At 63.3% G+C, this 25,875-nt stretch carries 23 protein-coding genes and 1 pseudogene; 9 read left to right on the top strand and 15 right to left on the bottom strand.

Translation table 11 applies throughout. From position 1 onward, the window contains the following. From C266_RS24300 to C266_RS24320, 5 genes are all read left to right on the top strand, one after another. Positions 1 to 1,137 carry a glycosyltransferase family 4 protein gene (locus C266_RS24300; protein ID WP_010804073.1) on the top strand — a complete coding sequence of 379 codons (1,137 nt, stop codon included), beginning with the start codon at positions 1 to 3 and terminating at the stop codon, positions 1,135 to 1,137. Then, positions 1,134 to 2,264 (top strand): glycosyltransferase, encoded by a 1,131-nt coding sequence (locus tag C266_RS24305; protein ID WP_010804072.1) that lies wholly within the window; start codon positions 1,134 to 1,136, stop codon positions 2,262 to 2,264. Before C266_RS24300 ends, C266_RS24305 begins: the two co-directional genes overlap by 4 nt. 20 nt (positions 2,265 to 2,284) lie before the next feature. After that, positions 2,285 to 3,427 carry a glycosyltransferase family 4 protein gene (locus tag C266_RS24310; RefSeq protein ID WP_010804071.1) on the top strand — a complete coding sequence of 381 codons (1,143 nt, stop codon included), beginning with the start codon at positions 2,285 to 2,287 and terminating at the stop codon, positions 3,425 to 3,427. Next, complete coding sequence (locus C266_RS24315) at positions 3,421 to 4,512, top strand: glycosyltransferase (protein ID WP_010804070.1); 1,092 nt, start codon at positions 3,421 to 3,423, stop codon at positions 4,510 to 4,512. The genes C266_RS24310 and C266_RS24315 overlap by 7 nt, the downstream gene beginning before the upstream one ends. Positions 4,513 to 4,610: 98 nt before the next feature. Continuing rightward, a complete protein-coding gene (locus C266_RS24320) occupies positions 4,611 to 5,588 on the top strand; it encodes a symmetrical bis(5'-nucleosyl)-tetraphosphatase (RefSeq protein ID WP_010804069.1) in 978 nt (325 codons plus the stop codon). An 88-nt stretch (positions 5,589 to 5,676) separates the two neighbouring features. Here the strand turns inward: C266_RS24320 and C266_RS24325 are convergent, their stop codons facing one another. The 7 genes and pseudogenes from C266_RS24325 to C266_RS24355 form a co-directional block, all read right to left on the bottom strand. Next, positions 5,677 to 6,507 carry a 1-acyl-sn-glycerol-3-phosphate acyltransferase gene (locus C266_RS24325; RefSeq protein WP_010804068.1) on the bottom strand — a complete coding sequence of 277 codons (831 nt, stop codon included), beginning with the start codon at positions 6,505 to 6,507 and terminating at the stop codon, positions 5,677 to 5,679. Between the two features lie 12 nt (positions 6,508 to 6,519). Next, entirely contained in the window at positions 6,520 to 7,788 is a 1,269-nt protein-coding gene (locus C266_RS24330; RefSeq protein ID WP_010804067.1) for a dihydroorotase, read from the bottom strand. Positions 7,789 to 7,795: 7 nt separating this feature from the next. Further along, a pseudogene (locus C266_RS24335) lies at positions 7,796 to 8,749 on the bottom strand (aspartate carbamoyltransferase catalytic subunit); the annotation flags it as partial. A 104-nt stretch (positions 8,750 to 8,853) separates the two neighbouring features. Then, positions 8,854 to 9,282, bottom strand: a complete 429-nt coding sequence (gene ruvX, locus C266_RS24340) for a Holliday junction resolvase RuvX (protein ID WP_010804065.1) — start codon at positions 9,280 to 9,282, stop codon at positions 8,854 to 8,856. Continuing rightward, positions 9,279 to 9,848 (bottom strand): YqgE/AlgH family protein, encoded by a 570-nt coding sequence (locus tag C266_RS24345; RefSeq protein ID WP_010804064.1) that lies wholly within the window; start codon positions 9,846 to 9,848, stop codon positions 9,279 to 9,281. Before C266_RS24345 ends, ruvX begins: the two co-directional genes overlap by 4 nt. A 176-nt stretch (positions 9,849 to 10,024) precedes the next feature. Then, the gene (locus C266_RS24350) at positions 10,025 to 11,401 is read right to left on the bottom strand and encodes a hypothetical protein (protein WP_010804063.1); all 1,377 of its coding nucleotides are present in this window, start codon (positions 11,399 to 11,401) and stop codon (positions 10,025 to 10,027) included. 193 nt (positions 11,402 to 11,594) lie between these two features. Further along, a complete protein-coding gene (locus C266_RS24355; protein WP_006400971.1) occupies positions 11,595 to 11,765 on the bottom strand; it encodes a rubredoxin in 171 nt (56 codons plus the stop codon). 215 nt (positions 11,766 to 11,980) lie between these two features. Here C266_RS24355 and C266_RS24360 point away from each other — a divergent pair, with 215 nt between their 5' ends. Continuing rightward, entirely contained in the window at positions 11,981 to 12,817 is an 837-nt protein-coding gene (locus C266_RS24360) for a hydroxymethylpyrimidine/phosphomethylpyrimidine kinase (RefSeq protein ID WP_036664477.1), read from the top strand. Positions 12,818 to 12,917: 100 nt separating this feature from the next. On the opposite strand, the gene C266_RS24365 is transcribed toward C266_RS24360, so the two are convergent. The 8 genes from C266_RS24365 to recA form a co-directional block, all read right to left on the bottom strand. After that, positions 12,918 to 14,714, bottom strand: coding sequence for an O-antigen ligase family protein (locus C266_RS24365; RefSeq protein ID WP_144265919.1), 1,797 nt, complete (start codon positions 14,712 to 14,714; stop codon positions 12,918 to 12,920). Positions 14,715 to 14,890: 176 nt separating this feature from the next. After that, positions 14,891 to 15,409 (bottom strand): pilin, encoded by a 519-nt coding sequence (locus C266_RS24370; protein WP_010804060.1) that lies wholly within the window; start codon positions 15,407 to 15,409, stop codon positions 14,891 to 14,893. A 232-nt stretch (positions 15,410 to 15,641) separates the two neighbouring features. Continuing rightward, positions 15,642 to 16,370: a TerC family protein gene (locus C266_RS24375; protein WP_010804059.1), complete on the bottom strand. Its 729-nt coding sequence runs from the start codon at positions 16,368 to 16,370 to the stop codon at positions 15,642 to 15,644. Between the two features lie 147 nt (positions 16,371 to 16,517). Continuing rightward, a complete protein-coding gene (gene sucD / locus C266_RS24380) occupies positions 16,518 to 17,399 on the bottom strand; it encodes a succinate--CoA ligase subunit alpha (protein WP_010804058.1) in 882 nt (293 codons plus the stop codon). 84 nt (positions 17,400 to 17,483) lie between these two features. Beyond that, the gene (gene sucC, locus C266_RS24385; protein WP_010804057.1) at positions 17,484 to 18,650 is read right to left on the bottom strand and encodes an ADP-forming succinate--CoA ligase subunit beta; all 1,167 of its coding nucleotides are present in this window, start codon (positions 18,648 to 18,650) and stop codon (positions 17,484 to 17,486) included. Next, the gene (locus C266_RS24390) at positions 18,647 to 19,333 is read right to left on the bottom strand and encodes a DUF2889 domain-containing protein (RefSeq protein ID WP_010804056.1); all 687 of its coding nucleotides are present in this window, start codon (positions 19,331 to 19,333) and stop codon (positions 18,647 to 18,649) included. The genes sucC and C266_RS24390 overlap by 4 nt, the downstream gene beginning before the upstream one ends. 309 nt (positions 19,334 to 19,642) lie before the next feature. After that, complete coding sequence (gene recX, locus C266_RS24395; protein WP_010804055.1) at positions 19,643 to 20,188, bottom strand: recombination regulator RecX; 546 nt, start codon at positions 20,186 to 20,188, stop codon at positions 19,643 to 19,645. A 94-nt stretch (positions 20,189 to 20,282) separates the two neighbouring features. Then, entirely contained in the window at positions 20,283 to 21,347 is a 1,065-nt protein-coding gene (gene recA / locus C266_RS24400; RefSeq protein WP_010804054.1) for a recombinase RecA, read from the bottom strand. A gap of 202 nt (positions 21,348 to 21,549) precedes the next feature. Here recA and C266_RS24405 point away from each other — a divergent pair, with 202 nt between their 5' ends. The 3 genes from C266_RS24405 to C266_RS24415 all read left to right on the top strand — a co-directional run bounded on the left by C266_RS24405 (position 21,550) and on the right by C266_RS24415 (position 25,766). Further along, positions 21,550 to 22,242 (top strand): response regulator transcription factor, encoded by a 693-nt coding sequence (locus C266_RS24405; RefSeq protein ID WP_010804053.1) that lies wholly within the window; start codon positions 21,550 to 21,552, stop codon positions 22,240 to 22,242. Positions 22,243 to 22,292: 50 nt separating this feature from the next. Beyond that, positions 22,293 to 23,936, top strand: a complete 1,644-nt coding sequence (locus C266_RS24410; protein ID WP_010804052.1) for a sensor histidine kinase — start codon at positions 22,293 to 22,295, stop codon at positions 23,934 to 23,936. Positions 23,937 to 24,107: 171 nt separating this feature from the next. After that, a complete protein-coding gene (locus C266_RS24415; protein ID WP_010804051.1) occupies positions 24,108 to 25,766 on the top strand; it encodes an MFS transporter in 1,659 nt (552 codons plus the stop codon). Positions 25,767 to 25,875 lie beyond the last annotated feature (109 nt).

Below are 25,875 nucleotides of genomic sequence, written 5' to 3' on the forward strand. Positions count from 1 at the left end.
ATGACACCGGCTCATACTCCGCATTCCACCGGCCCGCGCACGGTCTGTCTGTTCACCGGCACGCTCGCGGCCTTTGCCGGCGCCGAGCGCGCGGCGGCCACACTGGCGAATGCGCTCGCGGCACGCGGGCATCGCGTGCATGTGCTCTCGCTTTGGGGCCACACCCCCGTCTTCCCATTGGCGCCGGGCGTGGCGCATCACGCGATGTTCGCCGAGCGCGTGGCCTTCAAACGTCACTATTTGTCCATCGTGCAGCAGGTGCGGCGTTACGTGCGAGAGCATGCCATCGATGTGATGATCGACGTCGACCCGATGCTCGCGCTCTACACGGTGCCCGCCACGCTCGGCCTGCCGTTGCATCGCGTGGCCTGGGAGCACAGCACGTATGCCAGCGACCTCGGCCGGCGCGCACGCCGGTGGGCACGCGCGCTGGCAGCACGCAGATACGACGCCGTCGTTGTCCTCACCGAGGCCGATCGCAGCGCCTGGCAGAGGCAGCATCCGACCGCCCGTGCGCAGTTCGTCGCGCTGCCCAATCCGCTCGGCATTGCGATCCCCGGCATGGCGCCGGAGCACCTCGACGATTGCTGCATTCTGGCCGTCGGACGTCTTATTCCGGAGAAAGGCTTCGACCGGCTGATCGACGCCTGGGCACGCATTGCGCACGACGCCCCCGGTTGGCGCGTGCGCATCGTGGGCGACGGGGCGTTGCGCGATGCCCTGCGCGCGCAAGCACGCGACGCGGGCGTCGCCAACAGTGTCGAGGTGCTTCCCGCCGTGACCGACATCGCGCAGTACTACGCGCGAGCGGCGATCTACTGCCTTCCGTCACGACGCGAAAGCTTCGGACTGGTGCTCATCGAAGCGAAGGCGTATGCGGTACCTATCGTGGCTTACGCTGCCGACGCCGGCCCGCGCGCGTTGCTGAACGACGAGGTCGACAGCCTCGTCGTGGACGACGGCGACCTCGATGCACTGGCGGGCGCGCTGTCCCGCCTGATCGGCGATGCTTCGCTGCGAAGCAGACTCGGGCTGGCCGGCTACGCGCATGCGCAGGCCTTCCGGCCCGATGCCATCGCAGCACGTTGGGAAGCCCTTTGGACCGAGGGGAAGTCAACGCCAGAGAGCGCACGATGAGAATTGCCTTGTTCGTCACCGGTATGCAACTGGGCGGCGCCGAGACCCAGGTCGCGGATCTCGCCCGGGGGTTTCTCGCGCGCGGTCACGACGTCGATCTGATCTCGCTGACCGGGACGTGCGCGATCGACTTGCCGGAATCGCCACGACTCACGCGCATCGAACTGAAAGCGAACAAGACGCCGTGGTCGCTCGCATGTGCGCTGCGGCGGCTCGTCTCGCACCTGCGAGCGTGGCAACCGGATGTGGTGCACGCCCACATGGTGCATGCCAATCTGCTCGCACGCGTGGCGCGCTGGTTTGTGCGAATGCCGGTGCTTGTGACTAGCGCCCACAGCCGTAATGAAGGGGGGCGTCTGCGAATGCTGGCCTACCGGCTGACCGACCGGTGGACCGACCTGACGACCAACGTCAGCGAGGACGCCGTGGCGGCATTCGTCGCACAGCGCGCCGCCCCTGCCGCACGTATCGCGAGCATGCCCAACGGCATCGATACGGCACGCTACCGTCCCGACGCGCAAGCGCGTTCGCAGTGGCGCGCCGCCGTTCGGGCAACGTCATCCGACGCCGCGCCGATCGTCTTCGCCGCCGGCCGGATGGTCGAAGCGAAGGACTATCCGACGCTGATCGACGCGTTCTCGCATGTGCTGCGTGAATTGCCCGAAGCACGCCTGTTCATCGCGGGTGACGGACCGTTGCGCACCTCGGTGCAGGCACTCATCGATACTCGCGGGCTTGCCGGTGCCGTCACCTTGCTCGGGCGTCGCGACGACATTGCGCAATGGATGTGTGCCGCAGATGTGTACGCGATGTCGTCTGCCTGGGAAGGATTACCGCTGGTGATCGGCGAGGCGATGGCCAGCGGCTTGCCCGTGGTATCGACCGATTGCGGGGGCGTGCGCGAACTGGTTGGCAGCAGCCCGGCCAATACGCTGGTGCACGTGGGCGATGCGCAGGCGCTGGGCGACGCCCTGATTCACCACCTGCACGCCGACGCGAGCGTGCGCCAGGCGGCCGGCGCGGCCAATCGCGAGCGCATCCTCGCCCATTACTCTCTCGACGCCGTGGTGACGCGATGGCTCGAGACCTATGCCCGACTGCGCGACGCACGGCGCGTGGGTTCCTGATTCCGCCCCCGGCACTGTCAATGACCTCTCCCGTACTGCTCTGCTCCAACACGTTCTGGTCGATCTATAATTTCCGGCGCGGCCCCATTGCGGCCTTGCTTGCGGCTGGCCATCCGGTACACGTCGCAGCCCCGGATGACGCCTTCGCTGCGCCGCTGGCAGAAATGGGTTGCACGGTGCATCGTATGCCGATGGCGGCCAAGGGACAGAACCCGCTCCAGGACCTCGGTCTGATGTGGCGGCTGTATCGCCTGTACCGGCAAGTGCGCCCGGCCGTGATCTTTCACTACACGATCAAACCCAACATCTACGGGTCTATCGCCGCACGCCTCGCGCGTATTCCCTCGGTGTCGATGACCACGGGGCTCGGATACGTCTTCATTCGTGAATCGCTGACGACCCGGTTGGCACGACACCTCTACCGGGTGGCATTTCGTCATACGCTCGAGAACTGGTTTCTCAATATCGAGGACCATAAGGCGTTTGTCGAAGGCGGCCTTGTCGCCATTGGGAAGACCCGTCTACTGCCCGGTGAAGGCGTCGACCTTGCCCATTTCGCCAAAGCACCGTGGCCGCCTTCGGATTTGCCCGGGGACGTTGCCCCAAAGCCGATGCGTTTCCTGCTCATTGCCCGTCTGCTGCGCGACAAAGGTGTGCTGGAGTATGTGCAGACCGCTCGCGCCCTTCATGCAGAGATGCCCCATGTGACTTTTCAGATGCTGGGCGCGACCGACGTCGAGAATCCCACCGCCATCACGCACAGCGAGGTCGATGCGTGGCAGCGCGAGGGCATCATCGAGTATCTCGGCACGACGAACGATGTCCGGCCGGTCATCGCCAATGCCCATTGCGTGGTGCTGCCCTCGTACCGGGAAGGGCTCTCACGCACACTACTCGAAGCCAGCGCAATGGGCCGCCCGCTCATCGCCAGCAACGTGCCGGGATGTCGCGACGTGATTGACGATGGAGTGACGGGCCGCCTGGTGCCCGCGCGCGACGCCGCTGCACTGACCGCCTGCGTGCGCGACATGGCACGAATGCCCGCGAACGCACTCGTTCTAATGGGCGATGCCGGACGTGCTAAAGTAGCGCGCGAATTCGACGAGCACGTCGTCATTGCAGAGTATTTTCGGATTCTCGGATCCCTTCCCGCATCATGCTGAGTCTTGCTATCGCCCTCGTCGTGTCGTTTATCGCGACGCTGTTGATCGTGCGCTACGCGCACGTTCACTCCCGCTTCTCCGGCGATAGCGATGTCGCCGGGGTGCAGAAGTTTCATGTGCGTCCGGTGCCGCGTATCGGCGGCGTCGGCATCCTCGCGGGCCTGCTCGTGGCAGCCGCGGCGCTGGGTGTCTCCTACCCCAGGGTGTCGCACGACATTCTGCTGCTCATCGCGTGCGGCCTGCCCGCGTTCCTCTCCGGCTTCATCGAGGACCTGACCAAGAAGGTGACGCCAACGGTCCGTCTTGTCTGCACGATGATTGCCGCCCTGCTGGCGTGGTTCGTACTCGATATCCACATCACCCGCATCGACATCGGCATAGCCGACCGTGCGCTGATGCTCGCCGCGGTATCGGTACCGCTGACCGTGCTGTGCGTTGCCGGCATGGCCAACGCGGTCAACATCATCGACGGCTTCAACGGGCTCGCGGCCATGGTGGCGATGATCATGTTCGCCTCGCTCGGCTATGTCGGATTTCAGGTGCAGGACCCCGTCGTGCTAACCACGTCGATGATCATGGTGGGCGCCATTCTCGGGTTCTTCATCTTCAACTTCCCCGGTGGCCTGATTTTCCTGGGGGATGGCGGCGCCTATTTCCTCGGCTTCATGCTGGCCGAAATCGCCGTATTGCTGGTCATGCGCAACCCGCAGGTCTCGCCGTGGTATCCCGCCCTTATGGTGATTTACCCCGCCTTCGAAGTCTGCTTCTCGATCTACCGCAAGCGCTTCGTGCGCGGCATCTCGCCCGGCATCCCCGACGGCGTGCATCTGCACATGCTCGTCTACAAACGGTTGATGCGCTGGGCTGCGGGCGCACGAACGGCAAGTGCGCTCACGCAACGCAACTCCTTGACCTCGCCGTACCTTTGGCTGCTATGCTTGCTGGCAGTGATTCCGGCAACGGTTTTCTGGCGACATAGTCTGGTGCTAGCGCTGTGCTGCATCGCCTTCATGGTGACGTATGTCTGGCTGTACCTGCGCATCGTTCGCTTCAAAGCGCCACGCTGGCTGATCTACAAGAAATGAAAGACCACGGGGGGGGCAATGCACACGAAGGTGTGTCGCTGCGGCACGCGGACTCCCCCCTGACAGGGACAACAAGACAAGACAGCGCCACCTACGCGATGCGTAACATCTATGCCATCGGCGACCTGCAAGGTTGCCAAACGTCGTTTGAACAACTGCTCGCACGCCTGCCTCAGGACGCGGATCTCTGGCTTGCCGGCGATCTCATCAATCGTGGCCCGCGCTCGCTCGACACGCTGCGTCAGGTCATCGCGCTGGGCGCGCGCGCGACAGCGATCCTCGGCAACCACGACCTCCATCTGCTGGCCGTGGCGGCCGGAGTGCGTCAGGCTCACGGCAGCGATACCATCGACGACATCCTCAACGCCCCCGATCGCGATGCCCTCATCGACTGGGTTCGCCATTTGCCGCTTGCACACCTCGCGCATGGCCATCTGATGGTGCATGCCGGCGTGCTGCCGCAATGGGACGCCACACAGGTCATCACGCTCGCCCGCGACGTGGAGGCGCAACTGCGCGGCCCGAACTGGAAGACATTCCTCTCACGCATGTTCGGCAATCAGCCCGACCAGTGGCAAGAAGGGCTGAGCGACGAGGACCGCCAGCGCCTCACGATCAACGCCCTGACCCGCATGCGCTTCTGCACCGCCGACGGCCGCATCGACTTCAAGATCAAAGAAGGCGCCGATGCGGCCACGACCGAACTGAAGCCCTGGTTCGACGCGCCGGGGCGTCGCACGGCCGACGTCACGGTGGTGTTCGGTCACTGGTCGGCACTCGGTCTGGTAATGCGTGAGAACGTGCTGGGACTCGATACGGGCTGTGTCTGGGGAGGAAAATTGACGGCGGTGAAACTCGCCAGTTCCCCTGCCGAGCGCGATCTGATTCAGATCAATTGCCCACAGATCCGCGACCCGTTCACCCTGGTGGACGGCAAGAAGCGCGCCAAGATGAAGAAGGCCGATAAGGCCGAAGATGCCTTCAAGGCCGCGAAAGCCGAGAAGCTCGGCAAGAGCGCCCACAAGCTCGACAAGGCCGATAAAGTGGACAAAGCGGCAAAGCGCAAAGGCAATTGACGGCGAAGGCGTCCGCGTCTCCAGATCCAACGAAAACGGCGCCATGCAGGCGCCGTTTTTTCTTCGTCCCTCGTCTTCGTCTCTCGTGTCAGACCTGAACCGCCTGCGCGGCGTCGCCCTCTTCGTCGCTCAACATCGAGTCGCGCGAACCCACCGAACCGCTTTGCGGCAGCACGGCCTCCGGCAAGAAACGCTGTAGGGCATCGCCAACCGCCTTCTGCGCACCAAGCGCAAACTCGCGCCGATGCTGCCCTTCCTGCGGATACTGCGGCTCGTCGATCGACAGCCGTACCGTCATGGGAGGCGCGCGCAGAATCATGTCGATGGACTCGATCAGACTCATCTCGCCAATGTACGCCGGTGCCATCGTATGGCGTCCGCTCTCGGCATCGGTGTAGAACAGGCACAGCGGCTGCACAGGCTTCCCGGTGCTCACCGGCGCTTGCAGCAGGTTGGCGTGGAACGGCAACAGGCTACGCCCATCCGTGGTTGTGCCCTCGGGGAAGACCGTGATGATGTCGCCGTCGCGCAGGCAATCCGACAGGTAATGCATGATGCGGCGTGCGTCGGCACGGCGCTCGCGTTGCAGGAAGATCGTGCGCGTCTGCACACACAGCCAACCGACCAACGGCCAATGGCGAATCTCGGCCTTCGCGACGAAGCGCACCGGTTGCCATGCGTTGATCGCGAAGATGTCGATCCACGACACGTGATTGCACAGCAGCATGACACCGCTGTCGGGCAACGGCGCATGTTGTTCGACCTCGAGACGCATGCCGCACAGCTTCAACAGCTTCTGCGACCAGGCACGAATGCGGCGGTGTTTGGCCGCCTCGGACAGAAACGGGAAGAAGATCAGCGCGGTCAGCAGGCCGCGCGACAGGTGCAGGCCGAGACGAAGTTTTTTGATGAAGAGCACGGCAATCGCATCCTAAACGGCGAGGGTTTCGTATGCCACGCGGCCACCGACCAGCGTGAAACGTACGCGACCCGGCAATTCGTATCCCAGGAACGGGGTGTTGTGGCCAGCGCTGCGCAAATTCTGCGCGGCAACCGTCCAGTGCGCCGACGGCGCAAACACACAAACATCGGCCGGTTGCCCCGGTGCAAGACGGCCCGCGCCCGGTGCAACAGCAGCAAGACGCTGCCCCGGTGCGTACGTTACGCGTGCGAGCGCATCGATCAACGGCACGCGAGTCTCGTCGGCCCACTTCAGCACCAGCGACAAGAGCAGTTCCAGACCGCTCGCGCCCGGCGCGGCTTGCGCAAACGGTACCAGACGGGCGTCGGCAGCGAGCGGCGTATGGTCGGAGCAGACGGCATCAATCGTACCGTCGCGCGCCGCTTCCCGAATGGCTTCGCGGTCGCGTTGCCCGCGCAGCGGCGGATCGAGCCGGTACTGGGCATCAAAATAACCGATATCCATGTCCGTCAGATGGAGATGGTGGGCGGCAACGTCACACGTGATCGGCAAGCCTTCGGCCTTCGCCGCACGCACGAGCGCCAACCCTGCAGCAGACGACAATCGGCATAGATGCACCCGCGTGCCTGTGACGCGCACGAGTTCGAGAAGGGTGTGAAGCGCGATCGTCTCGGCAGCCACCGGAATACCCGCCAGCCCCAGACGCGATGCGACGGCCCCGCTGGCAGCCACGCCACCGGCGGCCAATGAGGCATCCTGGGCACGTAACCATGCCGTCAGCCCGAATGTCCCCGCGTATTCCAGCGCACGCAGCAACGTCCGGTTATCGGCCATCGGCGCATTCGCCTGCGAGAGCCCGATGCAGCCCGCCTGCGTCAATTGCGCCATTTCCGTGAGTTCACGCCCGGCGAGGCCAACCGTCAGCGCGCCCAGAGGGTGTACCTGCGCAAGCGGTGTGGCGCGCTCGCGCAATTGCAGCATCTCGACAAGCGCCGGCTCATCCAGCACAGGGTCGGTATCCGGCGGGCAAACCATGCGTGTCACGCCGCCTGCGAGCGCCGCTGCCGCTTCACTGGCCGCGCTCACGCGGCGTGCGCACAGATCGACAAGCCCGGGCATAACCACCAGACCCGTCACGTCGATCGTGCGCTCCGCAGTGAAGCCGGCAGGCGCCGCGCCGAGCGCGGCGATGTTTCCGCCGGCGACGAAAACGTCCTGAATATGGTCGGTTCGGGTAGCGGGATCGATAACGCGACCGCCCTTCAGATGCAATCTCATGGCGCGCTTACCCGTGGTTCGCGGCGACGATGCTCATCACCGCCATGCGCACGGCGATGCCGAACGACACTTGTTCAAGAATGACCGACTGCGGGCCGTCTGCGACCGCCGAGTCGATCTCCACACCACGGTTCATCGGGCCGGGATGCATGACGATGGCATCGGGCTTGGCCAATGCGAGACGCTCCGGGGTCAGGCCGTAATACTTGAAGTACTCGGCGGCAGACGGCAGCAAGGCACCGCTCATCCGCTCGTTCTGCAAACGCAACATGATGACGACGTCCACATCGCGAAGCCCTTCGTCCATGTCGTGAAACACGCGCACGCCGAGTTGCTCGAGCCCCTCGGGCAAGAGGGTGCGCGGGCCGATGGCGCGGACTTCCGGCACGCCTAACGTCGTGAGCGCGTGAATGTCGGAACGCGCCACGCGCGAATGCAGAATGTCGCCTACGATCGCGACCGTCAGGTTCTGAAATTCGCCCTTGTGATGGCGAATCGCGTACATGTCGAGCAAGCCTTGCGTGGGGTGTGCGTGACGCCCGTCGCCTGCGTTGATGACATGCACACGCGGCGCGCAATGCTCGGCAATCAGGTAGGGCGCGCCCGACTGCGCGTGACGCACGACGAACAGGTCCGCATGCATCGCCGACAGGTTGCCGATGGTATCGAGCAAGGTCTCGCCCTTGCTCGTCGACGACGCGTTGATATTCAGATTCAGCACATCGGCCGACAGGCGCGCTGCCGCGATCTCAAACGTCGTTCGCGTACGTGTCGAATTCTCGAAGAAGAGATTGAAGACCGACTTGCCGCTGAGCAATGGCACCTTCTTCACGTCGGCGTCGTTCACGCCGACGAACTGCGTGGCGGTGTCGAGAATGTGTGTCAGCACGGCGCGCGGCAGCCCCTCCACCGTCAGCAAATGCTTCAATTCACCGTGACGGTTGAGTTGGGGGTGGCCGCGTCGCCCGAGAATTCCATTAGCCATGCAGGGACGACTCCGTGCCGATGCGGCGTTGTGCGGCGACGGCACGCAGAAGACTGTCAGGCGTGATGCCGGTCAGGCGCTCAGGCAGGTACATGCTCGTCGAAGTACTGCTGGAGGATGATGCGAGCGGCTTCGGCGTCGAGCGATGTCTTTTGAGAGACCTTGACGCCTGCCTCGGCCAGCGCCGCCGCAGCGGCGACCGACGAGTAGCGTTCGTCGACCCACACGACCGGCACGTCGAATCGCCCGTTGAGTTGATTTCCGAAACGTTTGGCTTGCTGGGTCATCGCGTGCGGCGTGCCGTCGGGATGGCACGGCAGTCCGACGACGATAAGTTCAGGCTGCCATTCGGCAATGAGCTTGCCGGTCTCGGCGAACCGGACTTCGCGATTGAGATTGGCAAGAACGGTGAGCGCGCGGGCCTCGCGCAGCATGAGATTGCCGATCGCCACACCGATCCGGCGCTCGCCGTAATCGAAGGCGAGTACCGTGGCACTGCCAGCCGTCATGCGTGACCTGCGTCGGCAGAGAGCATCGACGACGTGACGCCGAGTAGCGCAAGCGCTGCGTCGAAGCGTTCGGCAGGCGGCACGTCGAACACGATGCCCGGGTCGGCGGCGACGGTCAGCCAGCCATTGCGGCCGATCTCGTCTTCCAGTTGCCCCGCCCCCCACCCCGAGTGCCCGAGCGTCAGCAGAAAGCGGCTCGGCCCCTGTCCGTTGGCCACGGCTTCGAGCACGTCTTTCGACGTCGTCATCTCGAGGCCGCCCGGCACCGAGAGCGATGAGCTGTACGTTGTGCCGGTCGACTCGTGCAGCACGAAGCCGCGCTCGGTCTGCACCGGTCCGCCGAAGAACACCGGCTGATGCGCAAGGGGATCGATTTCCAGCTTCAGATCGAGACGCTCGAAGAGCGATTGCAGATCGATGTCGGTCGGACGATTGATGACCAGCCCGATTGCACCTTTTTCGCTGTGCTCGCACAGGTACACGACGGCGCCGGAAAACGTCGGATCGGCCATGCCCGGCATGGCAATGAGGAATTGATTCGTGAGATTGATACGGTCGTTCGGCATAGGGCCAAGTTTATCGGAACCTGTTTGACGGTCTGCCGCTCGGTGTCGCACTCCGCAGCGGGGGCATGGCTCCCGCGCGGGCTCGCAGCACCTGCCTGCGGCCGGTCAGCGGACGAACATTTTCCGCATCGTGGTACGGCGATCGGCCGCCAAAGGCGACCTTTGCGCCGACTTTATCACGGAACGTCGCGCGCGGTGACGAGCCGCTGCCCGAATACACTGGCATCCAGCGCACGCTCCCGCCACATTGCCATGTCGGCAATCAGGTCCGGGCGCGATTCCGGATACGTGTCGGCCGCGAACTGATGAAGCATGCCGCGCAACGCCTTGACGGTCATCGCCAGTGCCGCCGGACCGCCCGGCTCCGCAGGCGGCGAGACCGCGAGTCGCTCGCCCGTCGCGGCCACCGCCGCCGCGAGCCGCGCGACAGGCGCCAGTCCGATCGCTGCGGAGTATTCCGCGACCTTCGCGGCCACTGCCGGATCGTTCAAATTCGGAAGCGCCTCATCGGCGAGGCTGAGGAACGTCTGGCAAACGTCCTGCCGTACCGCCAACGGACCAATGCGCAACCAGTCGCGCGAACTGCTGCCCGCGCCCTGCTTCTGCGCCGCTTGTACGGCGTCGGCCAAGGGCTCGGGCAGACGGCCGGAGCGGCGCAGCACGCCGAAGTCGGCCAGCAGCGTGCCCAGCCAGCTATCTGGCGCCTGCGCATGCCACGTCGCAAGCGCTTCGAGCAGATCGTGTCCGGGCACCACCTCGTTGGCTCCCTTCCCGCCCCCGCCGGCCGTTGCAGACGCTGGCGTCGCGTCCCCCGGCCCACTGGGACGAGTCAGTTGCTTGCGCAGCGCCAGATTCATCCGCCCGATCTGGCGTTTGTCGGCCAGACTCAGCGGGGCACGCGCGAACCGCAGCCACGCCGCGGCCAGACGCCAGTAATCGAGCGGTGCCGTCGCGCCGGCTCGGTGGAGATCGGCGGCGAGATCGGCCAGTTGCGCCAGCGCCGCCGTGGTGTCGGTCGCATCTGCATCGGGACGCAACAGACGCAACAGGACTCGCTCGACGTCGGCGCGCAACGGCGCCGTACCGGCGGGCAGTCCGTGCAGGCGCGGGTGCGCAATCGCCCATCCGGCCATCCGAAGCTCGCCCAGCGATGGCGCACCGGACCAGCTTTCGGAAGCGGCAGCGGTGTCTGTCGATGCGGGCGCGGCAGCCGGAGCGGCCCCCGCCTGCCAGATGTCGCGCTCGAACTGGCGCAGCGCGTTGCGCTGCGCGTCCTGACTGCCCGGTTGCCCATACGCCGCCTCGGCAATCGCCTGCACAAGGCGCTCGCCGTGCAGCGACCAATCGGCGTGGCCGCTCGACTGGAGCAGACGGTTGGCTCGTCGCAACGGCCCGAGCGCAGCGGCCGGGCCGCTCGACCAGGCGTCGGACGCTTCGGTCAGCGCTTGCGCCACCTCGGGCAAACGCCACAAGGGGGTCGTGTCACGCGCCTCACGCGCGGACGCGCCGGGGGCGTTGATGGTGGTGTCGGAAGGCGTTTGCGGCGTCACCATGGGCCATCTCCTGGCCATGCGGCCGGTCTTCGTGAATTCGGGCGGGAAGTCCGCCGCGCCACCGGCCCGGCCGATGGCCGGGCGAATCGTCGAGCACAGTGCCGTACAGACGGCTTAAAGGGACTCGGAGACATCGGAGAACGCGGCAAACGCGCGGGGATCTAGGAGAAACAGGCGGCCGAGCCGCCCAGCCTCAGATCTGCACCATCTCGAAGTCTTCCTTGCGCGCTCCGCACTCGGGGCAGGTCCAGTTGATGGGCACGTCTTCCCAGCGGGTACCGGGCGCAATACCCTCGTCGGGCAAACCTGCCTCTTCGTCGTAAATCCAACCGCAAATGAGGCACATCCAGCTCTTGTATTCCATTCTTTCTTCAGCGACGAGCGTTCCGTTACAATGGCTTGTCAACCGCTTCGGGCCCCGCCGGCAGAGATGCCGTGCGGTGTTGTGGGAACCTTGGCCGGTGCATTGTCCGGACAGGGGGTGCCCACGGCGCTTTTCAGCGCTCCGAAACGGGCATTTAAGGCGTGATGGTACCAACGAACCCAAAGCCTGACCAGATCGCCGTCTATCCTGCCTCCATGCACACTGAATCCCCTCCTATTCTCCTGACCTTCGGACTCTCCGATCCCACTTCGGCAACCGGCGTGCAGGCCGACCTGCTCACCTTCGCCAGCATGGGCGGTTATGGCGTGTCGGTGCTCACCGGTTACTCCTCCCAGGACTCACGCACTTGCGATGAAGTGCAACCGATCGATCCGGACTGGATCGCCGACCAGGCGCGCATGCTGCTCGAAGACATGCCCGTCGCCGCCTTCAAGGTCGGAAGCGCCGTCAACGCAGAAAACGTCGCGGCCATCGCCGAAATCGTGGCCGATTACGACGAGACACCCCTCGTTGTGGCGCCCGATTTCGGATTGGCAGGGGAGCATCTGCTCTCGGCCGACGAATTGCGTGAAGCCACAGCCAACCTCCTCGTGCCGCAGGCCAGTGTGCTTGTCGTGAGCCCGGCCAGCGCCATTGCCCTGGCGCAGACCGTCACGGAAAACGAGAATCTTTCGCTCGATGAAGCGGTCTCCATCCTGCTGGAGAACGGCTGCGAGTTCGTGCTGGTGAGCGACAGCAACGCGCCGCAATTCACGCACACGCTCTATGCCGACGGCGGCGTCGTGCGCGAAGACGCCTGGGATCGTCCGCCCCATAACGTGGCCGGCGCCATCGACACGCTGGCGGCCGCCGTCACCGCAATGCTCGCCAACGGCCTTGCCGTGCCCGAGGCGGTACGCGAAGCACAGGAGTATTTGCAGCAGGTGCTGGAGAATGCGTTCCGTCCGGGCATGGGGCGCCATTTCCCCGATCGCTTCTTCTGGGCCCGCAGTGAAGAGACCGATCAGGAGAGCGACGCCCCCGAAGCCTGAGCCTTCGATGGAAAATGATGGGAAATACCGGAAAGCAAAACGCCCGCGAATGTCGCGGGCGTTTCTCTTTACGGCCGAAGCCGGCGCGTCATCGATGTGACTACGACACCTGGCGCGACTTCCCTTGCGGAGACACCATCGCGTCGTCGTCCGCATCCCCCTTCGGACGGCCCCACGCCTCGATCACCCGTTTGACGAAAGGCGCCAAATCATCGCCCTGAGCCCGCAACATGCGGACCAGTGAGGCGTATTGACCTTCGAAAATCGCCGAATTGTAGTTCTTCAGACGGCGAATATCTTCCAGCGCTTCGTCGTCGCGTCCTGCGAGGGCGAGCAGCACGATGTAACGCTTGATCATCGTCGGTCCGGCACCCAGCGCCAATGCTTCGCGATGCGCGGCCAGCTTTTCGTCGAGCTGATCGCGGCTCAGGAACAAGGCCCCTGTGACTGCGTAGTCACCATACGGCGCGAAGAAAAGCGCGGGATCGGTGCGATACGTGTCGATCTTGCCGGCGCGATACGCCACCTCGACGCGCTGATAGTCGTGATAAAGCCAGGGAATCGCTACGCACGCAAATAGCAGAATCACGCCGTTGACGGCACCGGTCGCGGTCGGCGACACGCTGTCGATCTGCTTCGTCTCGCAAAAACCGAGCAGGAACATGGCGGGCAGCAGGAAGAACGCATAGTGCTGCGGATACTCCAGCATCGCGTGCACGGCAAGCATGCCGAGCAGAACGAACGCAAGCGCGATCGGTGGCGTTTTGATGCCGCGCACGGCGCGCACGAACCAGAACGCCAGCGGTACCAGGATCGCCAGCGTGCCGATGATGCCGGTCTTCGCGAGCAAGTCGAGCAACACGTTGTGGGCGTTGTCGGCCATCTCGACCGGACCGAGCTTATCGACCAGCGCGAACTGCGCGTCGATGTAATTCGACCACCCCGCCCCCGACCACCAGTGCTCGCGGAAGATCGCCAGACCGTACTCCCACAGGTTCAGGCGCCCCGTCACTTGCCCCGCCTGCTGCATGCGGGCCACCGCACTGCCGTCAAGTTGCAATCCCCAGGCCACATTTGCCCAGCCGACGAACATCGTCATCAGCGCGAGCAAGGGCAGGATCGCGGCCGGCACGAACCATCGCATCGAGCGGCGCATGTTGCGCGTGGGCTCGGCACGCTCCATCCACACGAGCCACAAGCCCGATGCCGACAGCAGCGCCAGTTGCAGCCACGGCGTGCGCGACCCGGTCAGACAGATGCCGATATCGAACGCGGCGCACGCAGCCAGCCAGAACCAGGCGGGCAGTTTGCGTTGATACCAGAGATAGAAGGCGCCCGCGTTGGCGAGCGACAAATACGTCGCCAGGTGATTCGGCTGGTACATATTGCCGAACAGTCGCCGGGCGACCGTCACGGAGTACTTGGCCACCAGCCAGGGCACGTTGCCTTCCAGATGGAAGGCCTGCAGAACCTGTGCACCCACCGCATACAGCCCGCCGAGCGTGAGCGCCACGGCACTCCATCGCATCAGTACGTTGCGCCAGCCAAGTTGCGCGAGCCAGAAGCCTGCACTTACCGCCACGATCATGGCCACGCCGTAGAGCAACGCCGTCATCATGAGTTGCGGCAGCTCGGTCGGCATCGTGGCACGTTGCACAAGAATGACCGCCACGAACGCAAGCGGCGTCCAGGTGACGCGCGGCATGCGTAGCACCCGAGCGTCGCGTTGCCACGCGGCAATCATTGCGAGCAAACCGAGTACGCCGAAGAGCGAAAACGTCAACGCTTCCGAATAGAACGTGGAAATCGGGTATGAGTGCTTGACGAGGTTATAGGGCAAGGCCCAGATCAGGGCTACCGTGAGCCCGATCATCGAGAGAAGCAAAGGAGGAAACAAGATCGCCGCCGTGCAATGCACCGGTTGGAAGATGCGCAAGCATAACGAAAAATGGCCGCCCCGGGGGCGGCCATTTCATGCCTGACGCGCGCGAATACGCCGTCAAAGAATCCGTCGCCTCAGACGGTCTGGCGCATAACCATGGGTGACGCGCCACGACCGCCTGCGAATCGGATTCAGGCCCCCTTGGACGCAGTGCCGCGGCACTCCGGCGGTGCCATTTTGGCCGGCAACGTCGCACCGTTCGGCGCGCCCTCACGGCCTTGTGCGTAACACGTCCATACGATCTGACCTTCGGGCGCCTTGCCCGCCGTCAGTGCCTTGGGCGCACCGTCGGCACCCGCGCTCGTGGGCACCAGCACGATGGCACCGTCGCCCGCGCGTTGCGTGTAAGCGATCGTCACGTTACCGCTCACGGCGTCGATGCTCACCGAGTTCACGTTATCGGTCGCGCTCGGTGCCTGCCAGCCGCTATTGAACGGCGCACCATGCATGGCGTTCTCGCTCACGAGTGCCTTGGCCGAGGCCGCAACCCCCAACCCTTCGACCACGCGTGCGCGCACCAGATAGTTCTGCAGATACGGAACCCCTGCCGTGACCAACACGCCGATGATCGCCAGCACGATCATCAGCTCGATCAGGGTGAAACCCCGAGACTTGGCGATACCGGTGGTCCGGTGGCCGAAACGACGCATTGTGTAACTCCCTGCGAAAGCAATGAAAACAAAAGGGACATCGGGGGGAAGTGGGCGGAGTATGCCACAGCCCCAACGGCAAGCGCCCTGCCGCAGATCAAAATCGGGCGGAGCCGTACGGGTAGGGAGAATCATCCTAGCCTGAGCCAGGACGATTCGTCCGATCGGGGAGCGACTCTCCCGGACAATCCGCCGTCAATCGAGAGCAACGGTCTGTGCCCAATGGACTCGATTATTTCGAAGAGGTTGCACGCAATTGACGTGCCTCGCTACGTCGCTTGAGTACGAGTCCGACCACCACGACCAGCGCAGCACCAATGCCGGACGCCACGTAATGCGTGTATTCGGCTGCGGCCCCCGGCAGATGCAGCAGGTGTCCGACGCCCGGATCGGAGGCGATCAGACCGCCGGCAATCCAACCCAGCAGTGCGGCACCGGCGATGACGATGAACGGAAAGCGGTCGAGTGCCTTGAGCACCAGTTGCGAACCCCAGACGATCAGTGGGATGCTCACGAGCAGGCCGAAGATCACGAGCGGCAATTGATGGTGATCGGCGGCGCCCTCTGCCGCGCCGGCAATCGCGATCACGTTATCGACGCTCATCACCAGATCGGCCACGATGATGGTCTTGACGGCGGTCCAGAGCTTGTCGGCCGGTTTCACGCTGTCGTGGGCGTCCTGATCGGGCACCAGCAGCTTGATACCGATCCAGAGCAGTAGCAGCCCGCCCAGCGCCTTGAGATACGGCACCGCGAGCAGTGTCACGGCGAACGCGATCAGGATCACGCGCAGCATGATTGCGCCCACCGTCCCCCACATCACCCCCTGCAAACGTTGTTTGGCCGGCAGGTTGCGGCAGGCGAGCGCAATCACCACGGCATTGTCGCCACCCAGCAGGATGTCGATCATGATGATCTGCAGGACCGCGGCCCAGTTCAGCTCGGCAAAAAACGCAAGCATGGCGGGAATTTCCTCGGGAACGAATGAAACGAATGATTTGAGAGAAGCAATGACAAAAGAGGGAGCCCGATGCTCTGGGCTCCCTCTTTACTGACCGATTGCACAGCCGCCGGTTCGGGCGGCCGTCACGCGGTCATCCGGCGGGAATTACAGCGCAGCCTTGAGCAGGCGGCCCATTTCCGACGGATTACGGGTCACCTTGATACCGCAGGCGTCCATGATTTCCAGCTTGGCTTCGGCCGTATCGGCACCGCCCGAGATCAGCGCGCCGGCGTGGCCCATGCGCTTGCCCGGGGGCGCAGTCACGCCTGCGATGAAGCCAACGACCGGCTTCTTCATGTTGCCCTTGATCCACTCGGCGGCCGTCGCTTCGTCCGGGCCACCGATTTCACCGATCATGATCACGGCGTCCGTATCCGGATCGTCGTTGAACATCTGCATGACGTCGATGTGCTTCAGACCGTTGATCGGGTCGCCACCGATACCGACAGCGGTCGACTGGCCCAGACCCAGGGCGGTCAGCTGGCCCACGGCTTCGTACGTCAGGGTACCCGAGCGCGACACCACGCCGATGCGACCCTTCTTGTGGATGTGACCCGGCATGATGCCGATCTTCAGTTCGTCCGGCGTGATCACGCCCGGGCAGTTCGGGCCGAGCAGCAGGGTCTTGCGACCTTCGCGACGCATACGGTCCTTCACTTCGATCATGTCACGAACGGGGATACCTTCCGTGATACAGATCGCCAGATCCAGATCGGCTTCAACGGCTTCCCAGATGGCGGCAGCAGCGCCTGCGGGCGGCACGTAGATCACCGACACGGTTGCGCCGGTCTGCGCCTTGGCGTCCTTGACCGAACCGAAAATGGGAATGCCCTCGAAGTCTTCGCCAGCCTTCTTCGGGTTCACGCCAGCGACGAACGCGTTCTTGCCGTTCGCGTATTCGCGGCACATGCGAGTATGGAACTGGCCGGTTTTGCCAGTGATACCCTGGGTGATGACCTTAGTATCTTTGTTGATCAGAATCGACATTGCTTGATTTCCTTCATCCGGTTGCCGGGCAGCATTCGCACAGCCCCTCGGGGCGGCACGCCGCTGCGGCTTCGACTGTTCTGGTTACTTGCCTGCGGCAGCCGCGACAACCTTCTGGGCAGCTTCTTCCATGCTGTCCGCAGAGATGATCGGCAGGCCGGATTCGGCGAGCATCTTCTTGCCCAGGTCCTCGTTCGTGCCCTTCATGCGCACGACCAGCGGCACCTTCAGCGAGACGGCCTTCGACGCTGCGATCACGCCTTCGGCGATCACATCGCAACGCATGATGCCGCCGAAGATGTTGACCAGAATGGCGGTCAGGTTCGGGTTCTTCAGCATGATCTTGAACGCTTCGGTGACCTTCTCGGTCGTGGCGCCACCGCCCACGTCCAAGAAGTTCGCCGGCTCGCCGCCGAACAGCTTGATGGTGTCCATCGTGGCCATGGCCAGACCGGCACCGTTCACCAGACAACCGATGTTGCCGTCGAGCGAGATGTAGGCCAGATCGAACTTCGAGGCTTCGACTTCAGCCGGATCTTCTTCGTCCAGATCGCGGTAGGCGACGATTTCCGGATGACGGAACAGGGCGTTCGAATCGAAGTTGAACTTGGCGTCCAGGGCGGTGACCGTGCCGTTGCTGCTCACGTTCAGCGGGTTGATTTCGGCCAGCGATGCGTCGGTTTCCCAGAAGGCCTTGTACAGACCTTGCAGGATCGTGCGGGCTTGCGGAATCGAAGCATCGGGGACGCCGATCTTCTTGGCCAGATCGTCGGCTTGTGCGTCGGTCAGACCCACGGACGGCTCAATGATGACCTTGTGAATCAGTTCCGGGTGCGTTTCGGCAACTTCTTCAATGTCCATGCCGCCTTCGCTCGAACCCATCATCACAATCTTCTGCGAGACACGGTCGACCACGAGGCTGACGTACAGTTCGTTCTTGATGTCGGCGCCTTCTTCGATCAGCAGGCGATTGACCTTCTGACCTTCCGGGCCGGTCTGGTGCGTGACCAGTTGCATGCCGAGGATCTGGCTGGCGTATTCGCGCACTTGCTCGATCGACTTGGCAACCTTCACGCCGCCGCCCTTACCGCGACCGCCTGCGTGAATCTGGGCCTTGACCACCCAAACCGGACCGCCGAGTTCCTCGGCTGCCTTCACGGCCTCGTCCACGGAAAACGCCGGAATGCCGCGGGGCACCGCGACTCCGAATTTTCGGAGGATTTCCTTGCCTTGATACTCATGAATCTTCATGCGTGATTCCCTTCTTGCTGAGTTGGAAGTTTGGGTTCGAGCTCGCGAGTCGAAGCGCCATCGCGCACCGCTTCTTTTGTGACGGGCGTCGTGGGCTCGTTCGCTCGATCGTTTGCGCGGCCGTTGAACCAGCGCGGGTAAAACCGGCGCACTGCCTCGCCATCAAACCGCAAGGCGTGACAATGTCCGAGTTGGAAAGGAGGTGCCGAATTACCGGCATCGTTGGCGGTCTTGAGCGCCGTATCGGGCGTGTCAATGACCACCCCGGCAAAGGCCTGAATCGCTGCCGTCGGCAGGACACTGCAAAGTTCTGTCAGATGGGTGCAGCCCGACGCGCCGCCAAGGCGCTCGCGGACCGCGTGCCGGAAGCCGCGCCGCAGGTTAAGTCCGATCAATTGACGATATTCAGAGCCGATCTGATCGCAAATCCCCGGATACGGCACCCAGTCGGAGACGGCCTCCGCGTCATGCACCTCGAAATTCTCATCGATCGTCAAACGCAGCCAAAGCTCGTGAATCGGCGTGCCTTCCTTGCGAAGCCCGGTCGCCAATGCGAAATCCCGATCCTTATGATCGGTCAGACGGGCTTCGATGTCCCATAGGCCATCCTCGCGCGAATACGCTTCGACAGCGATCGTGCGACGGTGACGCAGAGTACGAGGGGCGGGCTCAGAGAGCGGCATGCGAGAGTGTGCAATGCATGAACGCAGAAAGACCTTGATTCTAGCATAGGCCACGGCGCCCTCTGCCGCAGCGCAGCAGAAGCCCGTCGCATAAGGGGCAATTACCCGACCAATTGGTCGGGTTATCAAAATCGCGGGATGATCAAACGCATGGTGCAACGCCATATCGCGATAACTGTGGCACGACGTGTCACGCGAGATTCATTGTTACGTCACACCAACATTCATGCGGGTTACCAACCGCTGGCTGTCGTTGGCACTTCGTCGATGAATGACCACGCATTTATCAGGAAAGCGATGGAACGCGCGTCAAAAGTCGTCCGAAAATTCATCGGCACCACGCACAATTTTGCTGATAACGGTACGTGAAAAACCCCGTGAGGCGAGAAAGCGCATCTGTTTAGCCCGCGCTTCAGGCGTGGTGGCGACCTCGCCGAACTTCTTCTGCCATACGACGCGGGCGCGCGCCAGTTCCGTACCGCGCAACTGCTCAGTGAGCGCCGCGACCGTCTCGGCGTCGACCTGGTGCTGCTTGAGTTCGTTGACGATACGAGTCGTACCCAGGCGCGATGCGCGCCGGTTCACCACGCTTTCCGCAAATCGTTCGTTGGACAGCCAGCGCTCTTGCTCGAGCGTGTCGAGCACACGATCGAGCGCTTCGGGATCCTCGGCATCGGCAAAGGGCACGAGCTTGCGACGCAATTCCGTCCGGCTATATTCGCGGCGCGCCAGATAGGACAGCGCGCGTGCCTTGAGGCTCAGCACGGGTTTGCGCGATCGCTTGACCGAAACAGCCTCGTCGCCCGGTGGGGGCGGCGGTGCGTTCGAGTCTCGGGGAGGACGGCGATTGATCATGACGTCATCGTGGCGCAATCAAGGCAAGGGCTAGAAAGCAAAAACGGCAACGCGATGCCATGTGGCTTCGCGTTGCCGTTCCGAAACGGGGTTATCAGGCCTCGCCTGCTTCTTCGATCTCGCCGGTCTCGTTGATCGCCGTCACGCCGAGCGATGCACGCACCTTGTTTTCGATCTCGTGAGCGATATCCGGATTTTCACGCAGGAATTCGCGTGCGTTGTCCTTGCCCTGGCCGATCTTTTCACCGTTGTAGCTATACCAGGCGCCAGCCTTCTCCACGATCTTGGCATTCACGCCCAGATCGATGATTTCGCCTTCGCGCGAGATCCCCTGACCATAAAGGATGTCGAAGATGGCTTCGCGGAACGGCGGCGCGACCTTATTCTTGACGACCTTGACGCGGGTCTCGTTACCGACAACCTCATCCCCCTTCTTGATCGAGCCGATGCGGCGAATGTCCAGACGCACCGACGAGTAGAACTTCAGCGCGTTACCGCCCGTCGTGGTTTCCGGGTTGCCGAACATCACACCGATCTTCATACGAATCTGGTTGATGAAGACCACCGTGCAGTTCGTACGCTTGATGGTACCGGTCAGCTTACGCAGGGCCTGAGACATCAAACGGGCTTGCAGACCCGGCAGCGAGTCGCCCATCTCACCTTCGATTTCGGCCTTCGGCACCAGCGCCGCGACCGAGTCGATGATGATGAGGTCGATCGAGCCCGAACGCACCAGAGCGTCGGCGATTTCCAGTGCCTGTTCGCCTGTGTCCGGCTGCGAGATCAGCAGTTCGGGCACCGAGACGCCCAGCTTGTTGGCGTATCCGACATCGAGGGCGTGCTCTGCGTCGATGAACGCGCAGGTGCCGCCGATTTTCTGCATTTCCGCCACGACTTGCAGCGTGAGCGTGGTCTTGCCCGACGATTCCGGGCCGTAAATTTCGATTACGCGACCGCGCGGCAGGCCACCCACGCCAAGCGCGATGTCCAGACCCAGCGAGCCCGTCGAGACGACCTGGATATCTGCTTCGACCTCGCCGTCGCCCAGACGCATGATCGAGCCCTTGCCGAATTGCTTTTCGATCTGCGCGAGGGCGGCGGCAAGCGCCTTGCCTTTCTCGGCCGACAGATTGGCAGACCCTTTCTTGCTTTCTTCCATGAATCGTCCTTTGATATGATGAGCGAGACGGCTCGAGTGAGGCGTGAATGCTGGTACTGTATAAAAAAACAGTGCTCTTTGCAAGTGCCTGTTGTCCGAAAGCGCCGAAACGACAAAAAAAGCCGCGAACCACGCGCCGCAACATCACTGGAGACACACCGCCGCCGTCAGGCGCCGGTGCCTATACAAGGCTATCACGCCCATGCGAATTCTCATCGCAGAGGATGACAGCATTCTGGCTGACGCCCTGACCCGCTCGCTGCGCCAGGGGGGCTACGCCGTCGATCACGTCAAGACAGGGCTTGAAGCCGACTCTGCACTGTCTGCCCAGACATTCGACCTGCTGATTCTCGACCTCGGCCTGCCTCGTCTGCCCGGTCACGAAGTCCTGCGCCGGCTGCGCGCCCGTAATTCCCATTTGCCCGTATTGATTCTGACCGCGTCCGACAGCGTCGACGCCCGCGTCAAGGGTCTCGATCTCGGCGCAGACGATTACATGGCCAAGCCTTTCGCACTGGCCGAACTCGAAGCACGCGTGCGCGCATTGACCCGGCGTGGTGCTGGCGGCGGCTCTACGGTCATCCGTCACGGCCCGCTCAGTTTCGATCAAGTCGGGCGCACCGCCTATATTAATGAGCAGATGCTCGACCTGTCTGCCCGCGAACTCGAATTGCTCGAAGTCCTGCTGCTGCGCACAGGCCGCCTCGTCTCCAAGGAGCAGCTCGTCGACCATTTGTGCGGCTGGGGGGAAGAGGTGAGCAACAACGCCATCGAGGTGTACATGCACCGGCTGCGCAAGAAGATCGAGCCCAGCGGCGTACGCATCGCCACGATCCGCGGGTTGGGGTATTGTCTGGAGAAGCCGGCCGCCACCACGCCAGCGAACGCGGCCTAGTGCGCCGAATACGGCGTCAGCCGTTCCAGCCTCTTTAGTCTTCCCGTCCGATGCGTCTGAGCTTTCGCCACCATCGTCGCGCCAACCCTGCGGACCCGGACGCCTCGTCTTCCCCGCCGCCTACGGCGCATGGCACGTCCGCAAGACGCGGCTACACCGCGCCCGCCTCGCCCGCCGACGCCACCGATCCGTTCGATCCGTACGCCGACCCATTCGTGCGTCCGGGCTTCGGCGCGCCGCTCGAGCATGAGGCCGAGCCCCCGCCACGCTCGCTCTTCGGCGAGATCCTCGACTGGATGCTCGCACCGCTGCTGCTGCTCTGGCCGATGAGCATTGCCGTCACGTATCTCGTCGCGAAATCGATTGCCAATGGCCCATTCGACAGGGCGCTCGAGACCAACACCTACGTCCTCGCGCAGCAAGTCCATTCGGATCGCGGACAAGTCACACTGACACTGCCCATGCCGGCGCGCGATCTGCTGCGCGCCGACACCACCGACAACGTCTACTTTCAGGTACTCGGCGCGAAGGGAGAACTCGTGGCCGGCACAGCGGAACTGCCCTTGCCGCATGAAGACGACCGTCCGCAGCCGGGAGTTGTGCAGTTTCGCGACGAGAGTGTCGGCGGCAACGACATTCGTGTCGCATTCACTTACGTCGATCTGCCCCGCATGGAGCCGCCGGGCAGCATGGCACTCGTACAGGTTGCGGAGACGCTCGACAAACGCAGTCAACTGGCGAACGAAATCATCAAGGGCGTGATCCTGCCGCAGTTCGTGATCCTGCCATTGGCTATCGTGCTCGTCTGGTTTGGTCTGTCGCGCGGTCTCGCACCGCTGCATGCGTTGCAGGAACATATCCGCGCCCGTCGCCCCGACGATCTGTCACCACTCGAAGCACGCCAGGCACCGCCGGAGATCGCGCCGCTCGTCGGTTCGCTCAACGATCTGCTCGCACGGCTCGAACAGAACATGAAACTCCAGCAGCGCTTTATCGCTGACGCCGCCCACCAGCTCAAGACACCGCTGGCCGGGCTGCGCATGCAGGCAGAACTCGCCTTGCGCCAGACATCGCCTGACGAATTACGCCGCTCGCTCTCCCAGATCGCGGTGAGTTCGGAGCAGGCGGCGCGTCTGGTGAATCAGTTGCTGGCGCTGGCCCGTGCGGAGAACAGCGCGAACGACGCCGCCGCCTTCACGCCGGTCGACCTCAGCGTGCTCGCCCGTAGCGCCATGCAGGACTGGTTCCAGGCGGCCTTCGCCAAACGGATCGACCTCGGCTTCGAGGAGCCGCCGTTTCCCGTGCATCTGTCGGGTCAGCCGGTGATGCTGCGCGAGTTGCTCAACAACCTGATCGACAATGCGATCCGTTACACACCGGCTGGCGGCAAGGTGACGGTTCGCCTGAGGCATGAGGCGTCAGACGGCTTCGTTCATCTTGAAGTCGAAGACACGGGGCCGGGCATTCCGGCATCGGAGCGTCCGCGTGTGTTCGAGCGCTTCTATCGCATTCTCGGCAGCGACAGCGACGGCAGCGGCCTGGGGCTGGCCATCGTGCGGGAGATCGTGCAGATCCATCGTGGCGACGTGAGCGTGCTCGACCATGTCGACGCGCAGCATCCCGAAGCAACCGGCACCCTCATTCGGGTGACATTGCCCCTCGCAGACGCGCCTATCGAAAACCCGCATGCGTGACGAAAACACGCGAAATGCGGTCGATTTTCCGCCAAAGTCGAGGGTAAGTCCCTAGCGGCGTAAGGTTCGAGTCAGTTTGGCGTCAGACGGCGGTAAGGTTGCACTCCAATAATCAGTTGCAACGGCCCGGGCACGATCCAGGGGCGTGCTTACATTACAGGAGACAACCGCATGGCTACTGCAACGACAGCCGCTACGCATGCGCCGATGACCAAAGAAGAACGCAAGGTCATCTTCGCGTCGTCGCTGGGCACAGTGTTCGAGTGGTACGACTTTTATCTGGCCGGTTCGTTGGCCGCATTCATCAGCAGGCACTTTTTCTCGGGCATCAATCCGACTGCGGCATTCATCTTCACGCTGCTGTCGTTTGCGGCGGGCTTCGCGGTGCGTCCGTTCGGCGCCATTGTGTTCGGCCGCATCGGTGACCTGGTTGGCCGTAAGTACACGTTCCTCGTCACCATCACATTGATGGGTCTGTCCACGCTGGTCGTCGGCCTGTTACCGGGCTATGCGTCGTGGGGGATTGCCGCACCGGTCATCTTCATTTCGATGCGTTTGCTGCAGGGCCTCGCCCTCGGCGGCGAGTACGGTGGTGCTGCCACGTATGTGGCCGAGCACGCCCCGCACGGTCGTCGCGGCTTCTACACATCGTGGATTCAGACGACGGCCACACTGGGTCTGTTCCTCTCGCTGCTCGTGATTCTCGGCACCCGCATGGCGATAGGCGAAGAAGCGTTCGGCGAGTGGGGCTGGCGTGTTCCGTTCGTGTTGTCGATCGTGCTGCTGCTCGTCTCGCTGTGGATTCGTCTGCAACTGAACGAATCGCCGGCGTTCCAGCGCATGAAGGCAGAGGGCAGGGGATCGAAGGCACCGCTGCGGGAATCGTTCGGCGAATGGAAGAACCTGAAGATCGTGATTCTGGCGCTGGTCGGTCTGACGGCGGGTCAGGCGGTCGTGTGGTACACGGGCCAGTTCTACTCGCTGTTCTTCATGACGCAGGTGCTCAAGGTCGACGGCAACACCGCGAACATCATGGTGGCGTTGGGTCTGTTGATCGGCAGTCCGTTCTTCGTGTTCTTCGGCGCGCTGTCGGACAAGATCGGCCGCAAGCCGATCATCATGGCCGGCTGCCTGCTTGCAGCGCTGCTGTATTTCCCGATCTTCAAGGCGCTTACGCACTACGCCAACCCGGCGCTCGAAGCCGCAACCGCCCGCTCGCCGATCACGGTCATCGCCGATCCGAACGAGTGCTCGTTCCAGTTCAACCCGGTGGGCACGTCGAAGTTCACCAGTTCGTGCGATATCGCGAAGAGCTACCTGTCGCGCGCTGGTTTGAACTATCAGAACGAAGCCGCTCCGGCGGGCACGATGACGACGGTGAAGATCGGCGACAAGGTGATCCAGTCGGTGGACGGCAAGGCGGCGGACGCGAAGGACAAGACCAAGGCGTTCGAGACGGATATGTCGGCCACGCTCAAGGCTGACGGTTATCCGCCGAAGGCTGACCCGGCGCAGATGAACAAACCGATGGTCGTGATCCTGCTGGCGATTCTCGTGATCTTCGTGACGATGGTGTACGGTCCGATTGCCGCAATGCTGGTGGAAATGTTCCCGACGCGTATTCGCTACACCTCGATGTCGCTGCCGTATCACATCGGTAACGGCTGGTTCGGCGGCTTCCTTCCGGCCACGGCCTTCGCCATCGTGGCCGCCAAGGGCGACATCTACTCCGGCCTCTGGTACCCGATCGTGATTGCGCTGGTGACCTTCGTCATCGGTATGCTCTTCATCAAGGAGACCAAAGACGTCGACATCTACGCCAACGATTGATGGGGTGACCTGTCCGTCAGGTTGAGATGGATCGTCAACGCCGGGACCTTCGGGTTCCGGCGTTGTCATTTCCACAGCCGGCTCCGGGGGCGCACCCAACGACGGTCTC

It is taken from the genome of Pandoraea sp. SD6-2 (assembly GCF_000389825.1).
Taxonomy (GTDB): Bacteria; Pseudomonadota; Gammaproteobacteria; order Burkholderiales; family Burkholderiaceae; genus Pandoraea; species Pandoraea communis.